The organism is Aeromonas sp. R6-1, from assembly GCF_040908165.1.
GTDB lineage: Bacteria > Pseudomonadota > Gammaproteobacteria > Enterobacterales > Aeromonadaceae > Aeromonas > Aeromonas caviae.
The window spans coordinates 103,749-121,313 of the sequence record NZ_JBFODF010000014.1; the positions used below are offsets into that span (position 1 = coordinate 103,749).

General features: G+C 47.3%; 15 protein-coding genes. All 15 read right to left on the minus strand.

The window, feature by feature from the left end; all coding sequences use genetic code 11:
* Positions 1–182: 182 nt before the first annotated feature.
* The gene (locus AB5Y68_RS02465) at positions 183–1,832 is read right to left on the minus strand and encodes a Wzy polymerase domain-containing protein (protein ID WP_368206898.1); all 1,650 of its coding nucleotides are present in this window, start codon (positions 1,830–1,832) and stop codon (positions 183–185) included.
* A 157-nt stretch (positions 1,833–1,989) separates the two neighbouring features.
* The gene (locus AB5Y68_RS02470) at positions 1,990–4,074 is read right to left on the minus strand and encodes a YjbH domain-containing protein (protein ID WP_324031658.1); all 2,085 of its coding nucleotides are present in this window, start codon (positions 4,072–4,074) and stop codon (positions 1,990–1,992) included.
* Complete coding sequence (locus AB5Y68_RS02475; protein ID WP_307773137.1) at positions 4,071–4,826, minus strand: capsule biosynthesis GfcC family protein; 756 nt, start codon at positions 4,824–4,826, stop codon at positions 4,071–4,073. Before AB5Y68_RS02475 ends, AB5Y68_RS02470 begins: the two co-directional genes overlap by 4 nt.
* The gene (locus tag AB5Y68_RS02480) at positions 4,823–5,542 is read right to left on the minus strand and encodes a YjbF family lipoprotein (RefSeq protein WP_368206899.1); all 720 of its coding nucleotides are present in this window, start codon (positions 5,540–5,542) and stop codon (positions 4,823–4,825) included. Before AB5Y68_RS02480 ends, AB5Y68_RS02475 begins: the two co-directional genes overlap by 4 nt.
* A gap of 433 nt (positions 5,543–5,975) precedes the next feature.
* The gene (locus tag AB5Y68_RS02485) at positions 5,976–8,153 is read right to left on the minus strand and encodes a polysaccharide biosynthesis tyrosine autokinase (protein ID WP_368206900.1); all 2,178 of its coding nucleotides are present in this window, start codon (positions 8,151–8,153) and stop codon (positions 5,976–5,978) included.
* Between the two features lie 55 nt (positions 8,154–8,208).
* The gene (locus AB5Y68_RS02490; RefSeq protein WP_119197514.1) at positions 8,209–8,637 is read right to left on the minus strand and encodes a protein tyrosine phosphatase; all 429 of its coding nucleotides are present in this window, start codon (positions 8,635–8,637) and stop codon (positions 8,209–8,211) included.
* Positions 8,638–8,700: 63 nt separating this feature from the next.
* A complete protein-coding gene (locus AB5Y68_RS02495) occupies positions 8,701–9,816 on the minus strand; it encodes a polysaccharide export protein (protein WP_113979180.1) in 1,116 nt (371 codons plus the stop codon).
* A 331-nt stretch (positions 9,817–10,147) separates the two neighbouring features.
* Positions 10,148–11,314: a nucleotide sugar dehydrogenase gene (locus AB5Y68_RS02500; protein ID WP_368206901.1), complete on the minus strand. Its 1,167-nt coding sequence runs from the start codon at positions 11,312–11,314 to the stop codon at positions 10,148–10,150.
* Between the two features lie 2 nt (positions 11,315–11,316).
* On the minus strand, positions 11,317–12,060 hold the full coding sequence (locus tag AB5Y68_RS02505; RefSeq protein ID WP_368206902.1) for a glycosyltransferase family 2 protein: 744 nt from the start codon (positions 12,058–12,060) through the stop codon (positions 11,317–11,319).
* Between the two features lie 52 nt (positions 12,061–12,112).
* Positions 12,113–13,333, minus strand: a complete 1,221-nt coding sequence (locus AB5Y68_RS02510; RefSeq protein WP_368206903.1) for an oligosaccharide flippase family protein — start codon at positions 13,331–13,333, stop codon at positions 12,113–12,115.
* 2 nt (positions 13,334–13,335) lie between these two features.
* On the minus strand, positions 13,336–14,139 hold the full coding sequence (locus AB5Y68_RS02515; protein ID WP_368206904.1) for a glycosyltransferase family 2 protein: 804 nt from the start codon (positions 14,137–14,139) through the stop codon (positions 13,336–13,338).
* Position 14,140: 1 nt separating this feature from the next.
* On the minus strand, positions 14,141–15,376 hold the full coding sequence (locus tag AB5Y68_RS02520; RefSeq protein ID WP_368206905.1) for an O-antigen polymerase: 1,236 nt from the start codon (positions 15,374–15,376) through the stop codon (positions 14,141–14,143).
* Positions 15,369–16,223 (minus strand): hypothetical protein, encoded by an 855-nt coding sequence (locus AB5Y68_RS02525; protein WP_368206906.1) that lies wholly within the window; start codon positions 16,221–16,223, stop codon positions 15,369–15,371. The genes AB5Y68_RS02520 and AB5Y68_RS02525 overlap by 8 nt, the downstream gene beginning before the upstream one ends.
* Positions 16,224–16,325: 102 nt before the next feature.
* Positions 16,326–16,874: a dTDP-4-dehydrorhamnose 3,5-epimerase gene (gene rfbC, locus AB5Y68_RS02530; RefSeq protein ID WP_368206907.1), complete on the minus strand. Its 549-nt coding sequence runs from the start codon at positions 16,872–16,874 to the stop codon at positions 16,326–16,328.
* A 61-nt stretch (positions 16,875–16,935) separates the two neighbouring features.
* Positions 16,936–17,565, minus strand: a 630-nt coding sequence (rfbA, locus tag AB5Y68_RS02535) for a glucose-1-phosphate thymidylyltransferase RfbA (RefSeq protein ID WP_368206908.1), incomplete at its 5' end; no start/stop codon positions are given.

Consider the following 17,565-nt stretch of genomic DNA (forward strand, 5'->3'; position numbering starts at 1 on the left):
TTTGCGAGCCGATGAAACCCTTGCTGCAACCTTGTACAGCAAAACGGCCGCGGTGCGCGGGCGAGGTGAACGGATGGCCGGGAACCTCTTTGGCAAGAAGCCCCTCCCCCTTCAACGAGGCGGGCACAAGAACCATCACGGCCGCAAAGGCGGCCGTGATGGTAGACAGATTGAAACGGCCCTCACGAAGAGGGCTTGCGCTCCAGGGTCGCAGCCACCTTTCTTGCGGCCGACACGGTGAGCAAAGGCTCACCCGGATAGAGCATCAGGGCGCTTGCCCGCAGGTTGTCCGCCTCCGCCGTGCGCCCCAGGGCATTGAGGGCGATCACCATGTTGGCGTAGATGTTGGCCCTCGGGGTATGGCGCACGAAGGCCTGCCCCCAGTCGAGGTAGGCTTCAAGCTCCGCCTGGTTGTTGGCCTGCAGACCGACCATGAGGCGCACCGCATTCACGTCAAACTCCACCCGGGTCAGCCAGGCCATGGGGTTGACGATGTCCAGCAGCAGGGCGGGCTGCTTGTAACCGCCGCGCTCGTACTGGGTCACCACCCAGGCGGTGTGGATGGCCGTCAGCATAAAGGGCACCACGATGAGGGGAATGGCGATGGCCGCGAAACGCAGCAGCAGCCAGGGGCGGTAGGTATACTCCCGCCAGCTGGCCTCGGCCCCCTCCTCCACCTCTGCATCCAGCACATGGACGAGCAGCAGCAAGGCCCACCAGTGGGCGATGGAGTGATAAAACGGGTACTCGGTCTGGGTATGCAGCAGGATGGGGGTCACCAGCGCAAGCAAGGCGGCGCCCTTGACCCAGCCCGCCCGGCTCAGACGCCACAGCAGGGCCCCGCCCATCAGCACCATGCCCAGCATGGGTGCCAGACCCCCTTCCACCGCCCAGTAGAGAAACTCGTTGTGGGGGTGATCCAGGTTGTATTCGATCTGCACCATGGCGGGATGTTGCGCCTTGTCGGCCATATAGTGCTGCAGGAAGACGGACTCGAAACTGCCGTAGCCCCAGCCGGTCCAGGGAGCCTCGGCAATCAGCTTCGCTGCATAGGGCCAATAGATGGAGCGCATGCCGCCGGACTGGTAGATTTCGAGCCCCCGCTTGGCTCCCGCCAACCCATAGAGGGACAGCAAGCCCAGGGCGATGCCGAGTCCGGCCAATCCCAGCATCCGGCCCAGCTGGCGCTGACGATAGAGCTGCGGCACAAGCAGGATCAGAGCCAGCAGCCCGCCCAGTTGCCCTACCCGAGATTGCAATACCACCAGCAGCAAGCTGGTGGACACTATCACCCCATAGCACAGCCCCTTGAGCCAGGGGTTGGCATCACCGCGCAGCTCCAGCCAGATGGCCAGTGACAGGCCGGTCGCCATGAAGCTCGCCATCACGTTGGGTTGCTGGAAGATGCCATAGGGGCGGTTGGTCTGGGTGTCGTACCCAATCAAGTTGCCCGGCACCAGCAGGTAATACTGCACCAGGCCGAGCAGCGCCTCGATGGCGACGGCCCCCAGCAGCAGATAGAGCAGCCTGTCTCGCGCCTCGCGGCCGAATCGCCACTGATAGAGGCTTGCCAGAAACAGCAGGCCGGCAAACAGCCCCAGCAGCCGGGGAATGGCATAGTCCTTGAGCTCGAACCCCGGATAGGCCATGGGCAGCAACAACAAGACCCCCCCCAGCCACTGGGCAGTCAGCAGCGGCGAGACCACCAGTCGCTGGCTGAGGGTCACATGCCACAGCCCCAGGGCCATCACCAGGCTGGCGAAGATCCAGCCCCAGGCATTGAACGGCAGATAGAGCCCTGCCCCGCCCGGGTTGTGCATGAAAAAATGCATGCCAAGCAACCAGTACAAGACTGATGTTCCCCAAAAAACCTTTTGAACCAAACTGCACTCTCTTCCCATTTATGCCTCATCATGCATAAAAAAAAGCCGTGACAGCGAAAACACTATCACGGCTCATTATACTAACGAATCAATACCGAGAAGAGCCTTACAGCGGCAGGCGTTCGGTCATGTCATACAAGGTATGGCTACGGCTGAGCATCTGCCCCCCATCTCTTGTCAGAGGAACCCATCCAATTGTTCCCTTGGATGTTGTGGGACGAATCAACATCAAGTCAAAGGGAATCGTGATGTAGATACCTTTGGTAAAACTGCCTTCCCCATACTCTTCGGCCGACACATCCGTCAAGGTTGCGTATGCCCCCATCACAATCCCGGAGTCAAAGCGCTTGGAGAAATCAAACGTGGCCCCCAGGTCACCAGCCAGATAACGCCCGACAGCTACCTTGGCAGTGACATTGTCCATAAAAGGCAACTGCCAATAGCCAGTCAAGTGACCCGTAGCAACGTCGTAATCAGCCATCTTCAGGGTGTTGTTCCAATCACGCTGCTTGACCCAGTTGGTATCCAGACCCAGAGCCCATGACTGACCGAAAGGACGATAAAGCACCTCTCCCCCGACACCGGCGTACATCATTTCCAGATAGCCGCCGTATGCCTGGCCGTACCACTCCTGACCAAGTTGCTCCATATGTGTTAACTGGAGGTTGTTCAGCAGAATATTGGAAGAGTCGACATACTCTCTCACCCAAGTGCGTACTCTCGGTAACGCATCCGTGTCGGCAGGTGGTGTTTTGTAATTAAATTTGTCGTAATTGTTCGCAATATTGAAGAACAACGTACCCTGTAACCAATCCTTATCGGAAAGACGCAGCTCACTGTTGGCATTAATGCCTATCTGATACATATAAAATGATTCAGGACCACCAAAAGATTGCGTCAGGGCCGGGTCAAATGAATAAGAGAACCACTCTGGTTCAGATTGGTAACGGAGCGTTCCCTGAACAGGAGCAGGTACTTTTTGATGCTCTTCTACCACTGCCTCCTGCCCAAGAACCTGGGGCTGGTTCGCCTTTCGCACAGAGTCGAGATCAATCACCGTCTCTTGCAACTGGAAATCTCGCTGGCGCTCAATGACTCTCAACTCTTCGACAGTGTCAGGCAGATGATTAATCGCAACCAGAGCAGTACGATCGATCGCTTCTTGCTGGTCCCTATATTTGTGCTGTTGACCCAGCAAGGTTACAGTGGACTGGTCACTATAAAGTGATGCTGTATTCCAACCAGCATTGCTTTCAAACTGTCCTGCCATGACAGGCCAATCAACGTGTGACGAGTCTATCGGGGCCTTTTCAGCGATATACACAGGGCGAGGCTCATCTAAATGATTCTGACGTAAATCATTAAAGTTGGTCCGAAGAGTAACACCCCACATCAGAGTATTTCCCCTCTGATAACTAAGATGAGTGTCCATGTAATCAAAAAGACGATAAACAGCACCTATATTGATAGGAGATGAATGATCAATCTTCCCGGCAAATTCATTGCTGTAATCATTGCCATCATATTCCAGCTTCAGGCGAAGTGGCTGCCAAGGTGTCTGGTATTCAACCCCCCCAAACAAGGCAGCATTACCGTGGAACATATTTTTTGTTTCAAATTTGCCACCACCGCTGGAATAACCATTATCTCGTGAACACCAATCATTTTTCCACTCGCAAAAAGGATTGGTAATGTTCCCGCTCTCCCCCATATTTCCCCAGCCCATACCAAGGGTAAAATCAAACGGGCCAACACGCTTGCTGCCGACAATGTACTCACTGTCAAACAGCCCCGTCCCCATCAGGTCACGAAAACCCAGAGAGAGATTCGGGATCCAGGTAGACTCTTCCAGCAACCTGACTTTGACATCCATGCCCTTGTCTTTGTAAGTCTGGTCACCACTGAAGTCGGGATTCGCGTTATAAAGGCGAGTTCTTACGTCGGTATAACGCAAAGTGGCTTCAAGCCAGTCGAACGGCTGCACTGACATAGACCAGCGACGGTACTGATCATCATCAACATAATTGGCACTGAATTCACCCGTCTTGGCCATTCTGGCGGTTGGCATTTGCAGCAAGCCAACGCCGCCGAAGTCACTTTGTGATGGACCCAACGGCTCAAAAATGTCGGCATCAGCGTGTGTTGCAAAGGATACCAGCAGGGCAATCAGTGAGAGTCTTGGATAAGTCATTTGGGCATCCGATTCGCTAACAACGTCAACATGCGTGTATTCAAGTCTGTATATTGCTCAGGCAGCACACTCGGAGCAAAACCGACAAACAGAGTGGCACCAGGCATGGCTTCAACATGGCGTTCATTCCAGATGGCAACGGGGATCCACTCAGATTTGCCACTGGGGGAAATCAGATACGCGCCGGTGTCATCACTTCCGGACAAGCGATCCAGCTTTTTCCAGTACTCTCTCAGCCCTGCCGCAGGCAAAACCGGGGCCTCGCCAGGGCGACCAATCAAGCCGGCCAGATAGATTTGCGAACGGCGAGGGGCAAGATACAGCTGATAATCCCCCTGCAATACGGGGTTGGCACCTGAGGGCGCCAGGCTGATATCCGGATCCACAGGCAATTCGAAACGCCCTGTCAAATGCAACTGCTGTAACTGTTGATTCAACTGTAAAGCGGCATGGGCGAGCTCAGCTTCATCATGCTGCTGCCAGTACGTTGCCAGCAATCTGAGATCCTTCAGCACGGCTTGCTGTTGATACTCAATGTCTTTTTGGCGCGCAGGAGTAGAAATATGAGCGACAGGCCAATAATTATCGTACTGAGAGACTGCCGAGTTTAACAACGCGTCACTCAACAGCATGGACTGGGGATGAGTCATTGTTGCTGTCGGTTGACCTTGCCACCAAACAGATACGGACACATCTGCCATAACAGGGGCAGCCCCCAAGGCTGCGAGCAATAAGCTATATATTATTTTCATGATGAATAGGGCTTAAGGAATGTCATTTCGATCATTGGCAAGGAAGGGCCTAATTGCTGCTGGAATTTACAAACTTGACCTGTCTGCTCATCGATCCAGAAATGATTCAGCCATCGCTCTTCATTCGGGGCGGTAACGACGTGCTCTTCTACAATCGTCGTTTTATAGGGGCGGTCCATAATATTCAGAACCTCATTGCCCGCATGCGTGTAATGCATACTCAAGGGATAGCCACTGGTGTATTTTTTCGACCACTCAGCGACGCTATACCACACCATCGAGGGTGTCTTGTCTAACCGGGAGGTCTTCAGCGGATCCTTCTCCAGGCTTCCCAGATAGCGCAAATCATTTGGCAAACCCACCGTTTTAATCAAGCGCCCATGCTGGGTCACAAACATCACACCATCGGCGCTCATCCATGACATGCGCGAACCATTGACATATGCCAGTACAACCAACGCCTGGGGGAGATCGCCCACCTTGATATAGGCACTCGCATAGGGTAGCGCTCTCAGCTCGGATGAGGTCAGTACAATATCATCAGGCTTGTTGAACACATAACCCAGAGTCTCGATCGTCTGATGGGTCGAGGTGCTGCAGCCAGCCAATAACAATGTGGCTGACCATGCCAATAATCGGGAGGGGAAAGAAGATAAATACTGTGCCACGCGCAATACACCATCCATGAGGGATAAGAAGAAAACAAGGCTGCTCAAACAGAGCAGCCTTGTTGAATATTATCGGGTTGAGGTGGTAGTGCTGGTGTTGTTGTTGTTGCGGCTGTTGGATTCAGACACAGCAACAGCGGTCACCAGTGCAGCAGCAGCACCCACGGCAACGACGGTGGTAGTCACCCCGGCAGCAGCAGCAGCAGCACCAGCACCGGCAGCACCGCCACCCGCGCCAGTACCGGCAGCACCAGCAGCTTCTTCTGCAGCCATGGCATTAGCAGAAACAGCCAGCAGCGCGGCCAAAACAAACGCACTCTTCTTCATGTTATCTTCCTTTTTGTTGACACAGCTAAAACATAATACTGAGAAGGTTAACGCTCTCAGTCTTATCTAGTATTACTCAAAGGAGGCATCGATTGAACCTGCGATTTCGCCTCCCTGAATATTACCAATCCCTTATCGATTGTCTGCAGCAGGATCAGGCTTTGGTTTTATCACCATAGCTATATTGATAATATCCGTAATTGCCGTAATAACTGCTGGCTTTCTTTTCTACCGCGTTGAGCAGAATACCCTTGATGACCACACCATTTTGCTCGAAGCGACGAATCGCCACTTCCACCTCTTTTACAGCCGTCTTGGCAAAACGAGCCACCAACAAGGATGCCCCGACATGCTGACCGACGATGGCCGCATCGGTGACCGCCAGGATCGGCGGGGAGTCGACAATGACAAAGTCGTAATGTTCGGCGGCCCAATCCAGCAGCGCTTTGAAGCGAGGATGCATCAGCAATTCTGAGGGGTTGGGCGGCACGGCGCCACGACAAACAAAATCGAGCCCATCAAAGCTGGTCTTGCTGATCACCTGCATCATCTCGCTTTGACCCGCCAGATAGGCGCTCAAGCCCGCCCCCATCTCTTGCCCCATGGCTTTTTGCATACAGCCCTTGCGCAAGTCCGCGTCGATGACCAGTACCTTCTTGCCCCCCATGGCCAAGGTGGCAGCAAAGTTGGTAGACACGAAGGTTTTACCGAGATCAGAGCCAGGACCCGAGATCATGACGATGTTGTTTTTGGCCTCCATCATGGCGAAATGCAGGCTGGTACGCAGACTGCGCAGCGACTCCATCGCCAGGTCGGCCGGATTACGGGCGGCCAGCAAGGCTTCATTGAGAGCCATCGCTTTTCGACCTTTCTTCTTCTGCTGCTGCTCTATCTTGGCCTGATCTTCGGAATAGGGAATAGTGGCGTAGACGGACAGCCCCATCTCTTCCAACTGTTCGGGGCTCTCGACACCCCGGTGGAATGCAGCGCGCACCAGGATAAGGCCCACTGACAACATGCCTCCAAGCAGCGTCGCCAGCACCACGATCAGCGGCTTCTTCGGCTTGACTGCCCGGGTTTGGACTGCGGCATCATCGATGATACGCACATTACCGATGGTCCCCGCCTTCATGATATTGAGCTCTTGCTGCTTGTTGAGCAGCTGGACGAAGATCTCCTGGCCCACTTGCACATCACGGGTCAATCGCAAGATGTCCTGCTGGGTTTTCGGCAAGCGCTTGATCGACTTGTTGATGTTGTTCTTGGTGTTGATCAGAGTCTGGCGCTTCTCCATCAAGGCGATATAGGCCGGATGCTGACGGGTATAGAGCTGTTGCAGCTCGGCTTCACGGAAGGTCAACTCATTGAGCTGTTTCTCAATCCCGACCATGGTGTCCAGTGCCGCTTTCGCTTCGAGCGACAGATCAACCGACTCGTTCTGTTGACGATACGTATTGAGCAGCTCTTCCGAACGGTTCAAGTCATCTTTGACCTGGGGCAGATGGGTCTGCAGGAAATCCAGGCTCTTCTGGGCTTCTTCGGTCTTGCGCAGCACGTTCTGCTGGAGATAGTTCTGGCTGATGTTATCGAGCACAGCACGAATGCGCCCCTTGTCTTCCCCTTCCAGCGCCAGGGAGATGATCCCGGTATTCTTGCCCTTCTCGCTGACCTGAAGATCCCGCTGCAGCTCGCCAATCACATCCAGCAACGGCTGCTTGACCAGGGTAAATTCCTGGCCATCTTGTGCGGCAACGTCTGCGACAAGCAGGGTCACATCCTCTTTTTCGAGCAGCTTGCCCACCTGTCCTTCGAGCACCCGACCTTCCACCGCCAGGGTAAAACGGTTTTCTCCGGTCAAGGTCAAGGTGAAGGGAGTACCAATCAGCTCGGGTGCCACCTCAAAACGACTAATCGCCATCTTGGGATAGGGCTGACCCATCAGGCGAGACACACCACGGCCAACCAGCGGGAAGAAATCGGGGGTCACCACGGTATCAAGATGGAGCTCTTGCACTGTGCGGCCAAGCACCATGCGCGAGGTCAAGAGTTCTATCTCGGCGGCGGCATCAGCCTGTTCGCCACCCAGCACATCGGCCATGTCACCGAGAAGAGCGGTGCCGCTGGCCTTTTTTTCCACTTGCAGCAGGGCGTTGGCCTTGAAAACTGGTGTCGCCAGCAAGGCGTAAGCAACACCCATCATCATAAAGAAGCCGGTGATACACACAATCCACCAACGGCCATCGATCAGGTAGCCCAGAAGGCGCCCCAGATCGATCTCATCGTTTTCCACCGCAGCACTATTTTGCCGGGACGAAACAGAAGAAGTCGTCATTACACAGAGTCCATTTTTATTGTCAGATAAACCCGAACACAGACACAGGCTGTGGTTACAGTTTTTTCACCCAGCCATCGGCGCCACGCACCAGCAACTGATAAACGTGCTCGTAGGCTTCCCGGCTGAGGCGATAGGGATCTGGCACCTCGCACTCCCCCAGCCAGTGGCCAAAGAGCATGGTCTTGCCGCGGGCGCCAGGATCAATGGCGGTCACGGCGGAAATATGCCCTTTCTCCATGACAAGGATGAGATCGGCCTCCTGGCACAACGCGCGGTTAAGCTGACGCGCAACATGCCCTTCCAGCGAGACCCCATGTTGCAGGGCTACGTCGCTAGCGACCTGATCGGCAGGCTTGTCGACCAGGGCGCTCACTCCGGCAGAACGGATATCACGGCCGGGCAAACGCTCCCGCAGCAGACGCTCACCCGTCGGGGAACGACATATATTGCCCACACACACGACGAGAATTTTCTCAAACATATTACTGTCACTCTTTCATCTTCAACACGATGCCAAGGGCCCCGAGTCAATATCCATTGAGCGTTACCAGTTGCGAACCCGCAACATACCTTCCGTCAACTCGTTAAAGCCATTGATGGAGGGAACCAACTGACTCAACACGCGGTTCCAGCGCGTCACAGGTGCGGTTGTCACATACACAACGTCATAGGGTTGCAACGCAAACTCCGTCCCCATCACCAGCGCAGTGGCGTCACTCAAATCAAGTTGATAGATGGCGGCTTTCTGCTGTGACTTGCCTGCCGGGCGTAATACGAAAATCCCTGTGGCATTGGCAGCATTCTGGTTCAAGCCCTCGGCGCTGCTCAGGGCTTCCGTCAGGCTCATTCCCTCACGACCAATGGTCAAGGTTGAAGCCTTGTTGACTTCCCCCATGACAAACACTTTCTGGGCATCATTGCGCGGCACATAGAGCATGTCGCCATCGCGCATCAGCTGGTTGTGAGAGAGGTCGCCATACTGCAAAAGATCCTGCAGCGACAGCGGGTATTCCTTGCCCTGGCGAGTCAGGACCACATGATGCCAATCCGCCGTCGGGCTCAAGCCCCCGGCCAGATTGAAGGCATCGAGCAGCGTCATCGGCACATTGGTGATGGGCTGCGCGCCAGGTTTGGCTACTTCGCCTGAGATGTAGACCTTCTGGGAGCGGAAAGCGGCAATGCTGACATCGACCTGCGGGCTTTCAATAAACTGAGCCAACCGTTTGGCAATATCCACACGGATTTCAGATACCGTTTTTCCCACCACGGCGACCTTGCCGATATAGGGGTAGAAGATGGAGCCATCTGCGTGTACCCAGTTACCCGCTTCGCTCGCGCTGCGGTAGGAGCCGGCAGGAATGGTCAACTCCGGGTGATCCCACACCGTCACATTGAGGATGTCGCCAACCCCGATACGGTACTCATAACTGCTGATCTGGCGATTGAGCTCAGGGTTGGCCTTGCCCACCACCGGCGCCTTGCGCAATTCGCTGACCAGTGCAGGCGTCACCGGGTAGACATCGGCCAGTTGATCAACATCAACTGAACCTGTAGCCACCTCGGTTTTGCCACTGGTGGAAAGATTGGTACCCGGCACCACAGTACATGCACTGAGCAGAGCCACGGCCGACAACAGAGGGATGAGCTGAATCCTTTTCACTTCCACACCTTATTTAGCTTGCCATCAAAAACTGACTGGAAAAAATCACCGTATGATAGCGGAGTTCAGGAAAAATCATGAGGAATATTTACCAAGAAAAACGGATAGATCGTCTGAAGACGCAAGGCATCAAGCACGAAGTAACCACATGCATAACATGCCCATCAACAACCCCCAACCCAATCGCTTCCTATATCGGGTCATGGCCCTGCCTGGTCCAGTGGCAGGGTCCCATGATGAAAACATGATGGACGATCCGATATAAGCGACGGATGATGCTTGATAAACGCACCATGACAGGCTGCCCGCAAAGAGCAGTCTGTGTAAGGGATTAATCACTACCAAACAGATCGCGGGTATATACCTTGTCCATGACATCACTCAGCTCATCGACCATGCGGTTTGCCAGAATCACATCGCAGCTTGCTTTAAATTCGGCAAGATCAGTCATTACCCGGGAATGGAAGAATTCGGATTCTGTCAGACTCGGTTCATAGACCACCAGTTCAATGCCTTTGGCCTTGATCCGTTTCATGACCCCTTGAATGGCAGAGGCACGGAAATTGTCCGACCCCGCTTTCATCACCAGTCGATAAACACCGACACGGGATGGATTTTTACGGATCACCGAATCGGCAATGAAATCCTTGCGTGTGGTATTGGAGTCCACAATGGCACGGATCAGGTTATTGGGAACATTGTTGTAGTTCGCCAACAACTGCTTGGTGTCTTTTGGCAGGCAATAGCCACCATAACCAAAGGAGGGGTTGTTGTAATGGCTGCCAATACGTGGGTCGAGGCCGATGCCATCAATCACCTGCCGACTGTCCAGCCCGTGCAGTTGGGCATAGGTATCGAGCTCGTTGAAAAATGCCACTCGCATCGCAAGGTAGGTATTGGCAAACAGCTTGATCGCCTCGGCCTCTGTGCTGTCAGTGAAAAGCACCGGCACATCTTGCTTGATGGCGCCTTCCAGCAGCAGGTTGGCAAATGCCTGAGCACGCTCTGAACGCTCCCCCACTACGATGCGCGAAGGATGCAGGTTGTCATAAAGTGCACGCCCTTCACGCAAAAATTCTGGTGAGAAAATCAGATTGTCACACCCCAACTCTTCACGCAGCCGAGCAGTAAAGCCCACCGGAATCGTCGATTTGATCACCATCACCGCATCGGGATTAATCGCCATCACATCCTTAACTACCGACTCTACCGTACTGGTATTGAAGTAGTTGGTTTCAGGATCGTAATCGGTAGGCGTCGCAATAATAACGAAATCAGCCCCGTGATAAGCCTCTTCTTTATTAAGAGTGGCGCGTAAATTGAGATCATGGCTGGCCAGATAGCTTTCTATTTCTTTATCAAGAATAGGGGAGCGCCTCTGGTTGATCATCTCAACCTTGCTGGCAATCACATCGACAGCCACCACTTCATGATGTTGTGACAACAATACTGCGTTGGAAAGACCCACATATCCTGTACCCGCAATTGCTACTTTCATTATTATTTCCTATACTTAATAAAGCCGTTAACTGCATACCACCCGAAATACCAGAGACATTGACATAAATTCAGTCCTACGACATCTCGGTATAGTCTCCATTGATAACTAGCAGCATTAAATTTATTCTGAGACATTCCGGTATCAGTGCGATACTGTGCCAATACCTCTTGAATACCATGAGCTTCATCACATATTTTTAGCAACTTAAGCCATAAACCAAGATCTTGTCTCTTACGAATCAAAGGCATCGTTTGACGCCCAAGCACTTCTGCATTGAACATAGCTGTTAGACAACCTATAACGCATCCACGAAGTAGTTGATTATGAGTAACCTTTTTAGGAACTGTCACTATACCGCCTAACTCATCATGAGATAATTTTTGATAGGCAGTATAAGTAAACAATGCTCCAGTTCGCTCCATGTACTCAACTTGAAGGCTTAGTTTATTTGGCAACCAAATATCATCAGCATCCAAAAAAGCTATATACTTTCCTTTAGACCGATTAATAGACTGATTTCGAGAGAATCCAGCCCCGTAATTTCTATCATTTACAACAAGGCTGATCCTACTATCTTGACTTGCAATTTTATCAACCAGAGATACTGTATCATCCACAGAGCAGTCATCTGTTATTAATAGTTCCCAATGTTGATATGTCTGTTGCTGAATTGACCGAATGCTACTGATGATTGTTGCTGCAGAATTATGTGCAGGCATAATTATAGACACCAAGTCATTCATTCTGATAAACCTCATTAATATTATAATTTATAAAAACAACTCAAAATGAGCATCATCTACGCATCGCTAACAACGCGGGGGCGAACTTTATCATAAGCATGATGAATATATATATTTCAATTATCACATATGAAATGCTTGCTGATAATGATGGGCTATAACTTGCGCCAAAATAGCAAATAGGCATGATTATAATCCCGGCACTAGAAATCACTATGTTTAAATATCTCATACTTCCTTGCGGTAAAAAGAATGAAATGCACATTATTCCATTCAAAAATGCAAATGGTAATGCTATTGACAAAATATCCAAGTTTACATGAGCAGCGGAAAAGTTTTTACTAAAAAAAACGGTTACAATATCTTCAGAGTATGCATTAGTAATATACATCATAATAACTCCAAAAAATAAAGCAATACAACACAGAATAGATATGAAACTAAATCGTCTGTTAACATCCATGTTATTTAAATATGAGTATGCAACTCTTGATACTGGACTAAATGAAAAAACTGCCAACTTCACTATTCGTTCAGCTAATAAGTGATATACTACCATATTCTTACCAACTGCAAATGAAGCTATAAATCCCAACCCTGAAAGATACAGGCTTGATGATATTTGAAACAATGCATAAGTGTATGTTTTTATAATTAATCGTGTACCACTTCGTATCTTTATAGTTACTTTTTCAAGATCTACTATATTTTTCAGAAAAAATACACTTAATAAAAACACTATACCTCTATAGATAACTATGGCACTGAATACTAGATAGAAATTATTTATCTGTAAAAAATATATAATGAAAATCATAAATAAAAAGGCACAACCGCCGATAATTTCTATCTGTAAAAGGAACTTATTATTGTTGCGGCATACATAAACAAATGAAAACATACCACCTAAAAAAAATGAATATGACCAGAATAATAAAACAGATAAAACACTAAACTTATCAATATAAAGTGCCGTATACACCCCTAAAGCTAATGCAACTAATGACAATATCAATTTCGCGGACAGTGTTGAGTTTATGATTACCAAAAGCCTATTTTTAGAACTGTCGTATTTTATTTTTTTTGCAACAGAATAATTAAAACCATACTCAATTATCACAGCACACCAAGTTGCAAATGATATTAATACTGATAGTGATTCAAAATCATGTTTGTCAAGCAACCTAGAGGATAGAGGCAAAAAGAGAATGGGTATAATAAATTTTATTGTATTTGACAAAAGCAATAGTAATACTTGTAGAATATAACTCATTGCTATTCCTTTATTCCAATCATAGCCTTTATACGAAGATATGCATATGAAGGTCGTTTAAACAGAAATGAACAAGTAACAAGAATATAGTAGATTAAGAAGTCTGTTTTCTTATGATGCTTCACAGCAAATCTCATCATCGAGTTAAACACTCGGCGTTCTCTGCTTAGAGGATTCCATACTGTTGATGCACTCGCATTTCCTATATGAATAATCTTGGACTTTGCAATATTAATTTTTATTCCTTTTAATAGAATATTATAATGTAGATCTGTATCTTCCGAATACATGAAGTAATCTTCAGGCCATTTTCCAACCGTATTAAATGTCGCTTTATTGATTAGAAGATTGGCACCAGTATACCAACGCCAATCTGATTTTTTTAAAAAGTGGCTTAAAAATGGAAATCGAAACTCGAATAAAACGTTATTGCCATTGACATCAGTTAATGGGAAAAAAAAGGGCGTTTCATTACCTTGTTTTATTATGGTTTGTATTTCTTCAAATACATTACCATTCAATATACAATCAGGATTTATAAATAATATATAGTCATTTTTTGCTTGGGATGCTCCCATATTATTAGCTTTAGCAAAACCAACATTATCTTTGCTTTCAATAACTCTTAAAAACGAATAAGAACACTCTAGCTCTTTCACCCTTAAATATTCATCTTTACTATAGAAGTTATCAACAACAATAAATTCAATCAACTCACTCCGCGCAGGCATTATGCTTGCTATGGAGTGAAGTAATTTCTCTATCACATTTGAGCAATTATAGTTAACCGTAATAAGACTAAGCATACTATTTTACCCTAAAAAAAACATTCAGAAGAAACATTAATATGAGAGGAATAAAAAACTTTCCAAAAGAAAGAATATTATATATTGGAGCATATAATATGTAAGACAACCAAAAAATACCCATCATGGCATAGGAATAATCAACTTTATAAAATTCCCTCGTTAAATAAAATGACTTCAATGAACGGCCACACCAAAATCCAATAATTAAAGGAATAATAAATATGCCTAATATACCAAAATCACAATAATAATCTTTTGCCACAGAAAAAATGTTATGACGAAATGGTATATATGCATTTTCGTCAATGATATTTACAGAATCATCACCATAAATCTTTTGCACTATATTATAAAATGGTGTTAGCGTTCTAGCACCGTAGCTAAATTGGACATTATTATACTCATTATCCATCCATTCATTAAATGCATACGGAGAGGAGAAAAAATAAATATAATTAATTATTGGCCCTGCAGTATACACATTAACTGGCACATTTAAACTATTAACCTTATCATCCATAGACGCTAAAAATAGATCTTCCCCCCCTCTGATCATTCTTGGAACATTTACTAAAGCAGCCATAAATATTAGTATAAATAAAGCTTTTTTATTGAATACTACAGACCATGGTTTAAATATAGCCACGTATGCTACTATCGTTAACAATGAGAATACAGCACCAACTCGACCAAAATAAATCATGTCTAACAAGATTATCAGGACGAAATTAATAATTACATATATTAATTTTTTAGATGTCGAGATTTTTTTTTCAGCCTCATTAAAGAGTAATAGTGAGGCTAAAAATGATAAATAAGAGAGGGAGGCTAAATAACTCCAAATACTAGGAATAAAATTTGCTCCACCACCTATCGAGTTTTCACGCACCACCATTGCATTACTAATAATGTATGACAAGGTCCCCCAATGCTTTATATTATAGTACCAACATATGATTGTCCCTAAGAAGGCAATCCAAGTGTACAACTTAATAATTGATAGCAAACTAATATTAATTTTCCCCCCAACCATACAATTCGTTTTTTCTCCTATATATGCACCTATTGCAAACATGAGAAAACAACAAATATACAAGGTGATATTTATGAAGGAAACATCCGTGTAATTTATAAAAACTCGACCTAGTACGAGGGAAGTGAAAAAAAAGGCCGCAACATATATAAGTATTAACGTTGAAGCCTTCTTCTTATTTTTAGAATAGGTCTCATTCATTTCTCATCAAACCATAATGCGTGAAAACCATATCAATTTGTTTGTCATTATTAAAACCTTCAGAATCTACATTTATTTTTTTCAATGAGAACTTCTGACTTCCAAGAACAGGAGGAAATAATACATTGTAATCATAAACACGAGTACACTTTTTATTTTCAAGCAACGTCATAGCCTTAAACCAGATATCATCAGCTGTTGGCGCTAACTTTCCTATTTTGTTAATATCAGACCAATCAGAATGCATAGAACCAGGAGGATACAAAATTCCGCACACACCTGTTGGAAGAAAAAACAATGATGTTTTAATACCATCTGTTTTTTTATTTAACATTTCCTTGTATGGTAGAATAACTCCACTTTCATCTACCATTAAATGTCCTCGATAAAAAATTATGTCATCAGGATATTTTCTTGCCGTATCAATTATTTTTTCTAGCCAATCAATAGGGTAACATACATCATCATCGGCAGTAATAATATGCATCAATGGATATTCTGCTTTTGCATAAAATAGTTTTTTATATGATCTAATATCACCCTTTACGAATTTTATAGTTAATCCATATTTCTCTAAGCGTTTAAGTGAATTGGGTAGTATCTCGTAGCGGAACTGTGAATCAGATAAATATAAAATGATTTTTGCTGGCTTAACCGACTGCAACAATATACTCTTTATTGTCAACTCCACATGTTTTATTCTTGGTGGAAATGTTGTAATCGATACTATATAGTCACTATCTTTATTTAATTGCTCCATCACCTTTATCGTTCTAAATTTCAACATGACATTTAATGAACAAAAAATAGATCTCAAGCCAAGATAAACTTTATTAATGAAAGACATCTCATTAAACCTTAAGCATTTAAGTCAATATAAAAAACGAACTGCCGACAATGAGTCGGCGCCAGTCGAAAATACAAGCACGGTAGAAAATTAGACATATCATTAATCAAAAAATTTTGACGTATTAAATTTCAATGCACCTTTATCTTTTGGTGACAAAGTAATTTCTGTTACTAGTGGCCAATCAACTCCTATTTCATCATCATAATAATATATTGACGCTTCACTATCACGAGCATAGTAGTTTGTGGTCTTGTACAAGAAATCCGCAACATTACTCAATGTAAGAAATCCATGGGCAAACCCTTCCGGGATCCATAACTGTCGCTTATTCTCACCTGACAAGTGAACCCCAACCCATTGTCCAAAGGTTGGAGAGCTTTTGCGGATATCTACCGCCACATCAAACACTTCACCTGCAACACAGCGCACCAGCTTGCCCTGGGCATGGGGAGACAATTGATAGTGCAAACCACGCAACACCCCTTTCGACGATTTGGAATGATTATCCTGCACAAAGTTAACCGGATATCCTACCGCCTCTTCAAACAACTTGTGGTTGAAGCTCTCAAAGAAAAATCCACGCTCATCACCAAATACTTTTGGCTCAAAAATAAGCACGTCAGGAATTGCTGTTTTGATTACGTTCATCTGTTTACCCACATTTGATCCAGTTTTTATGGGGGAACAACATTCCTCCCCCCATATCACATCAGGCGTTAGCAACCATTCTTAACAAATATTGGCCATATGCATTTTTCGCCAGCGGCGCTGCAAGCTCACGTATCTGGTCAGCACTGATAAACTTCTGGCGATAAGCGATCTCTTCCGGGCAAGCCACTTTCAATCCCTGGCGCGTCTCGATAGTCTGAATAAAGTTGCTCGCTTCGATCAGACTTTCATGAGTTCCGGTATCCAGCCAGGCATAGCCACGCCCCATCATCGCCACCGACAGATTGCCTTGCTCCAGGTAGATACGGTTCACATCGGTAATTTCCAGCTCACCACGCGGTGACGGCTTCAGGCTCTTGGCGATCTCCACCACGCTGTTGTCGTAGAAATAGAGGCCGGTGACCGCATAGTTGCTCTTAGGCTCCAACGGCTTCTCTTCCAGCGAGATAGCGGTACCCTCTTTATCAAATTCCACCACCCCATAACGCTCGGGGTCATGCACATGGTAGGCAAAGACGGTAGCACCACTCTCTTTGGCCGCTGCCGCCGCCAATTGTTTCTGCAGGTCGTGGCCATAGAAGATGTTGTCCCCCAGCACCAGCGCACAGGGGTCTGACCCGATAAACTCTTCACCCAGAATAAAGGCTTGTGCCAACCCGTCCGGACTTGG

Coding starts and splice junctions, on each gene's coding strand:
- AB5Y68_RS02510 (WP_368206903.1), bottom strand. CDS start 13,333: ATGAGTTATATTCTACAAGTATTACTATTGCTTTTGTCAAATACAATA.
- rfbC (WP_368206907.1), bottom strand. CDS start 16,874: ATGAACGTAATCAAAACAGCAATTCCTGACGTGCTTATTTTTGAGCCA.
- AB5Y68_RS02465 (WP_368206898.1), bottom strand. CDS start 1,832: ATGCATTTTTTCATGCACAACCCGGGCGGGGCAGGGCTCTATCTGCCG.
- AB5Y68_RS02515 (WP_368206904.1), bottom strand. CDS start 14,139: ATGCTTAGTCTTATTACGGTTAACTATAATTGCTCAAATGTGATAGAG.
- AB5Y68_RS02470 (WP_324031658.1), bottom strand. CDS start 4,074: ATGACTTATCCAAGACTCTCACTGATTGCCCTGCTGGTATCCTTTGCA.
- AB5Y68_RS02490 (WP_119197514.1), bottom strand. CDS start 8,637: ATGTTTGAGAAAATTCTCGTCGTGTGTGTGGGCAATATATGTCGTTCC.
- AB5Y68_RS02505 (WP_368206902.1), bottom strand. CDS start 12,060: ATGAATGACTTGGTGTCTATAATTATGCCTGCACATAATTCTGCAGCA.
- AB5Y68_RS02475 (WP_307773137.1), bottom strand. CDS start 4,826: ATGAAAATAATATATAGCTTATTGCTCGCAGCCTTGGGGGCTGCCCCT.
- AB5Y68_RS02485 (WP_368206900.1), bottom strand. CDS start 8,153: ATGACGACTTCTTCTGTTTCGTCCCGGCAAAATAGTGCTGCGGTGGAA.
- AB5Y68_RS02520 (WP_368206905.1), bottom strand. CDS start 15,376: ATGAATGAGACCTATTCTAAAAATAAGAAGAAGGCTTCAACGTTAATA.
- AB5Y68_RS02500 (WP_368206901.1), bottom strand. CDS start 11,314: ATGAAAGTAGCAATTGCGGGTACAGGATATGTGGGTCTTTCCAACGCA.
- AB5Y68_RS02525 (WP_368206906.1), bottom strand. CDS start 16,223: ATGTCTTTCATTAATAAAGTTTATCTTGGCTTGAGATCTATTTTTTGT.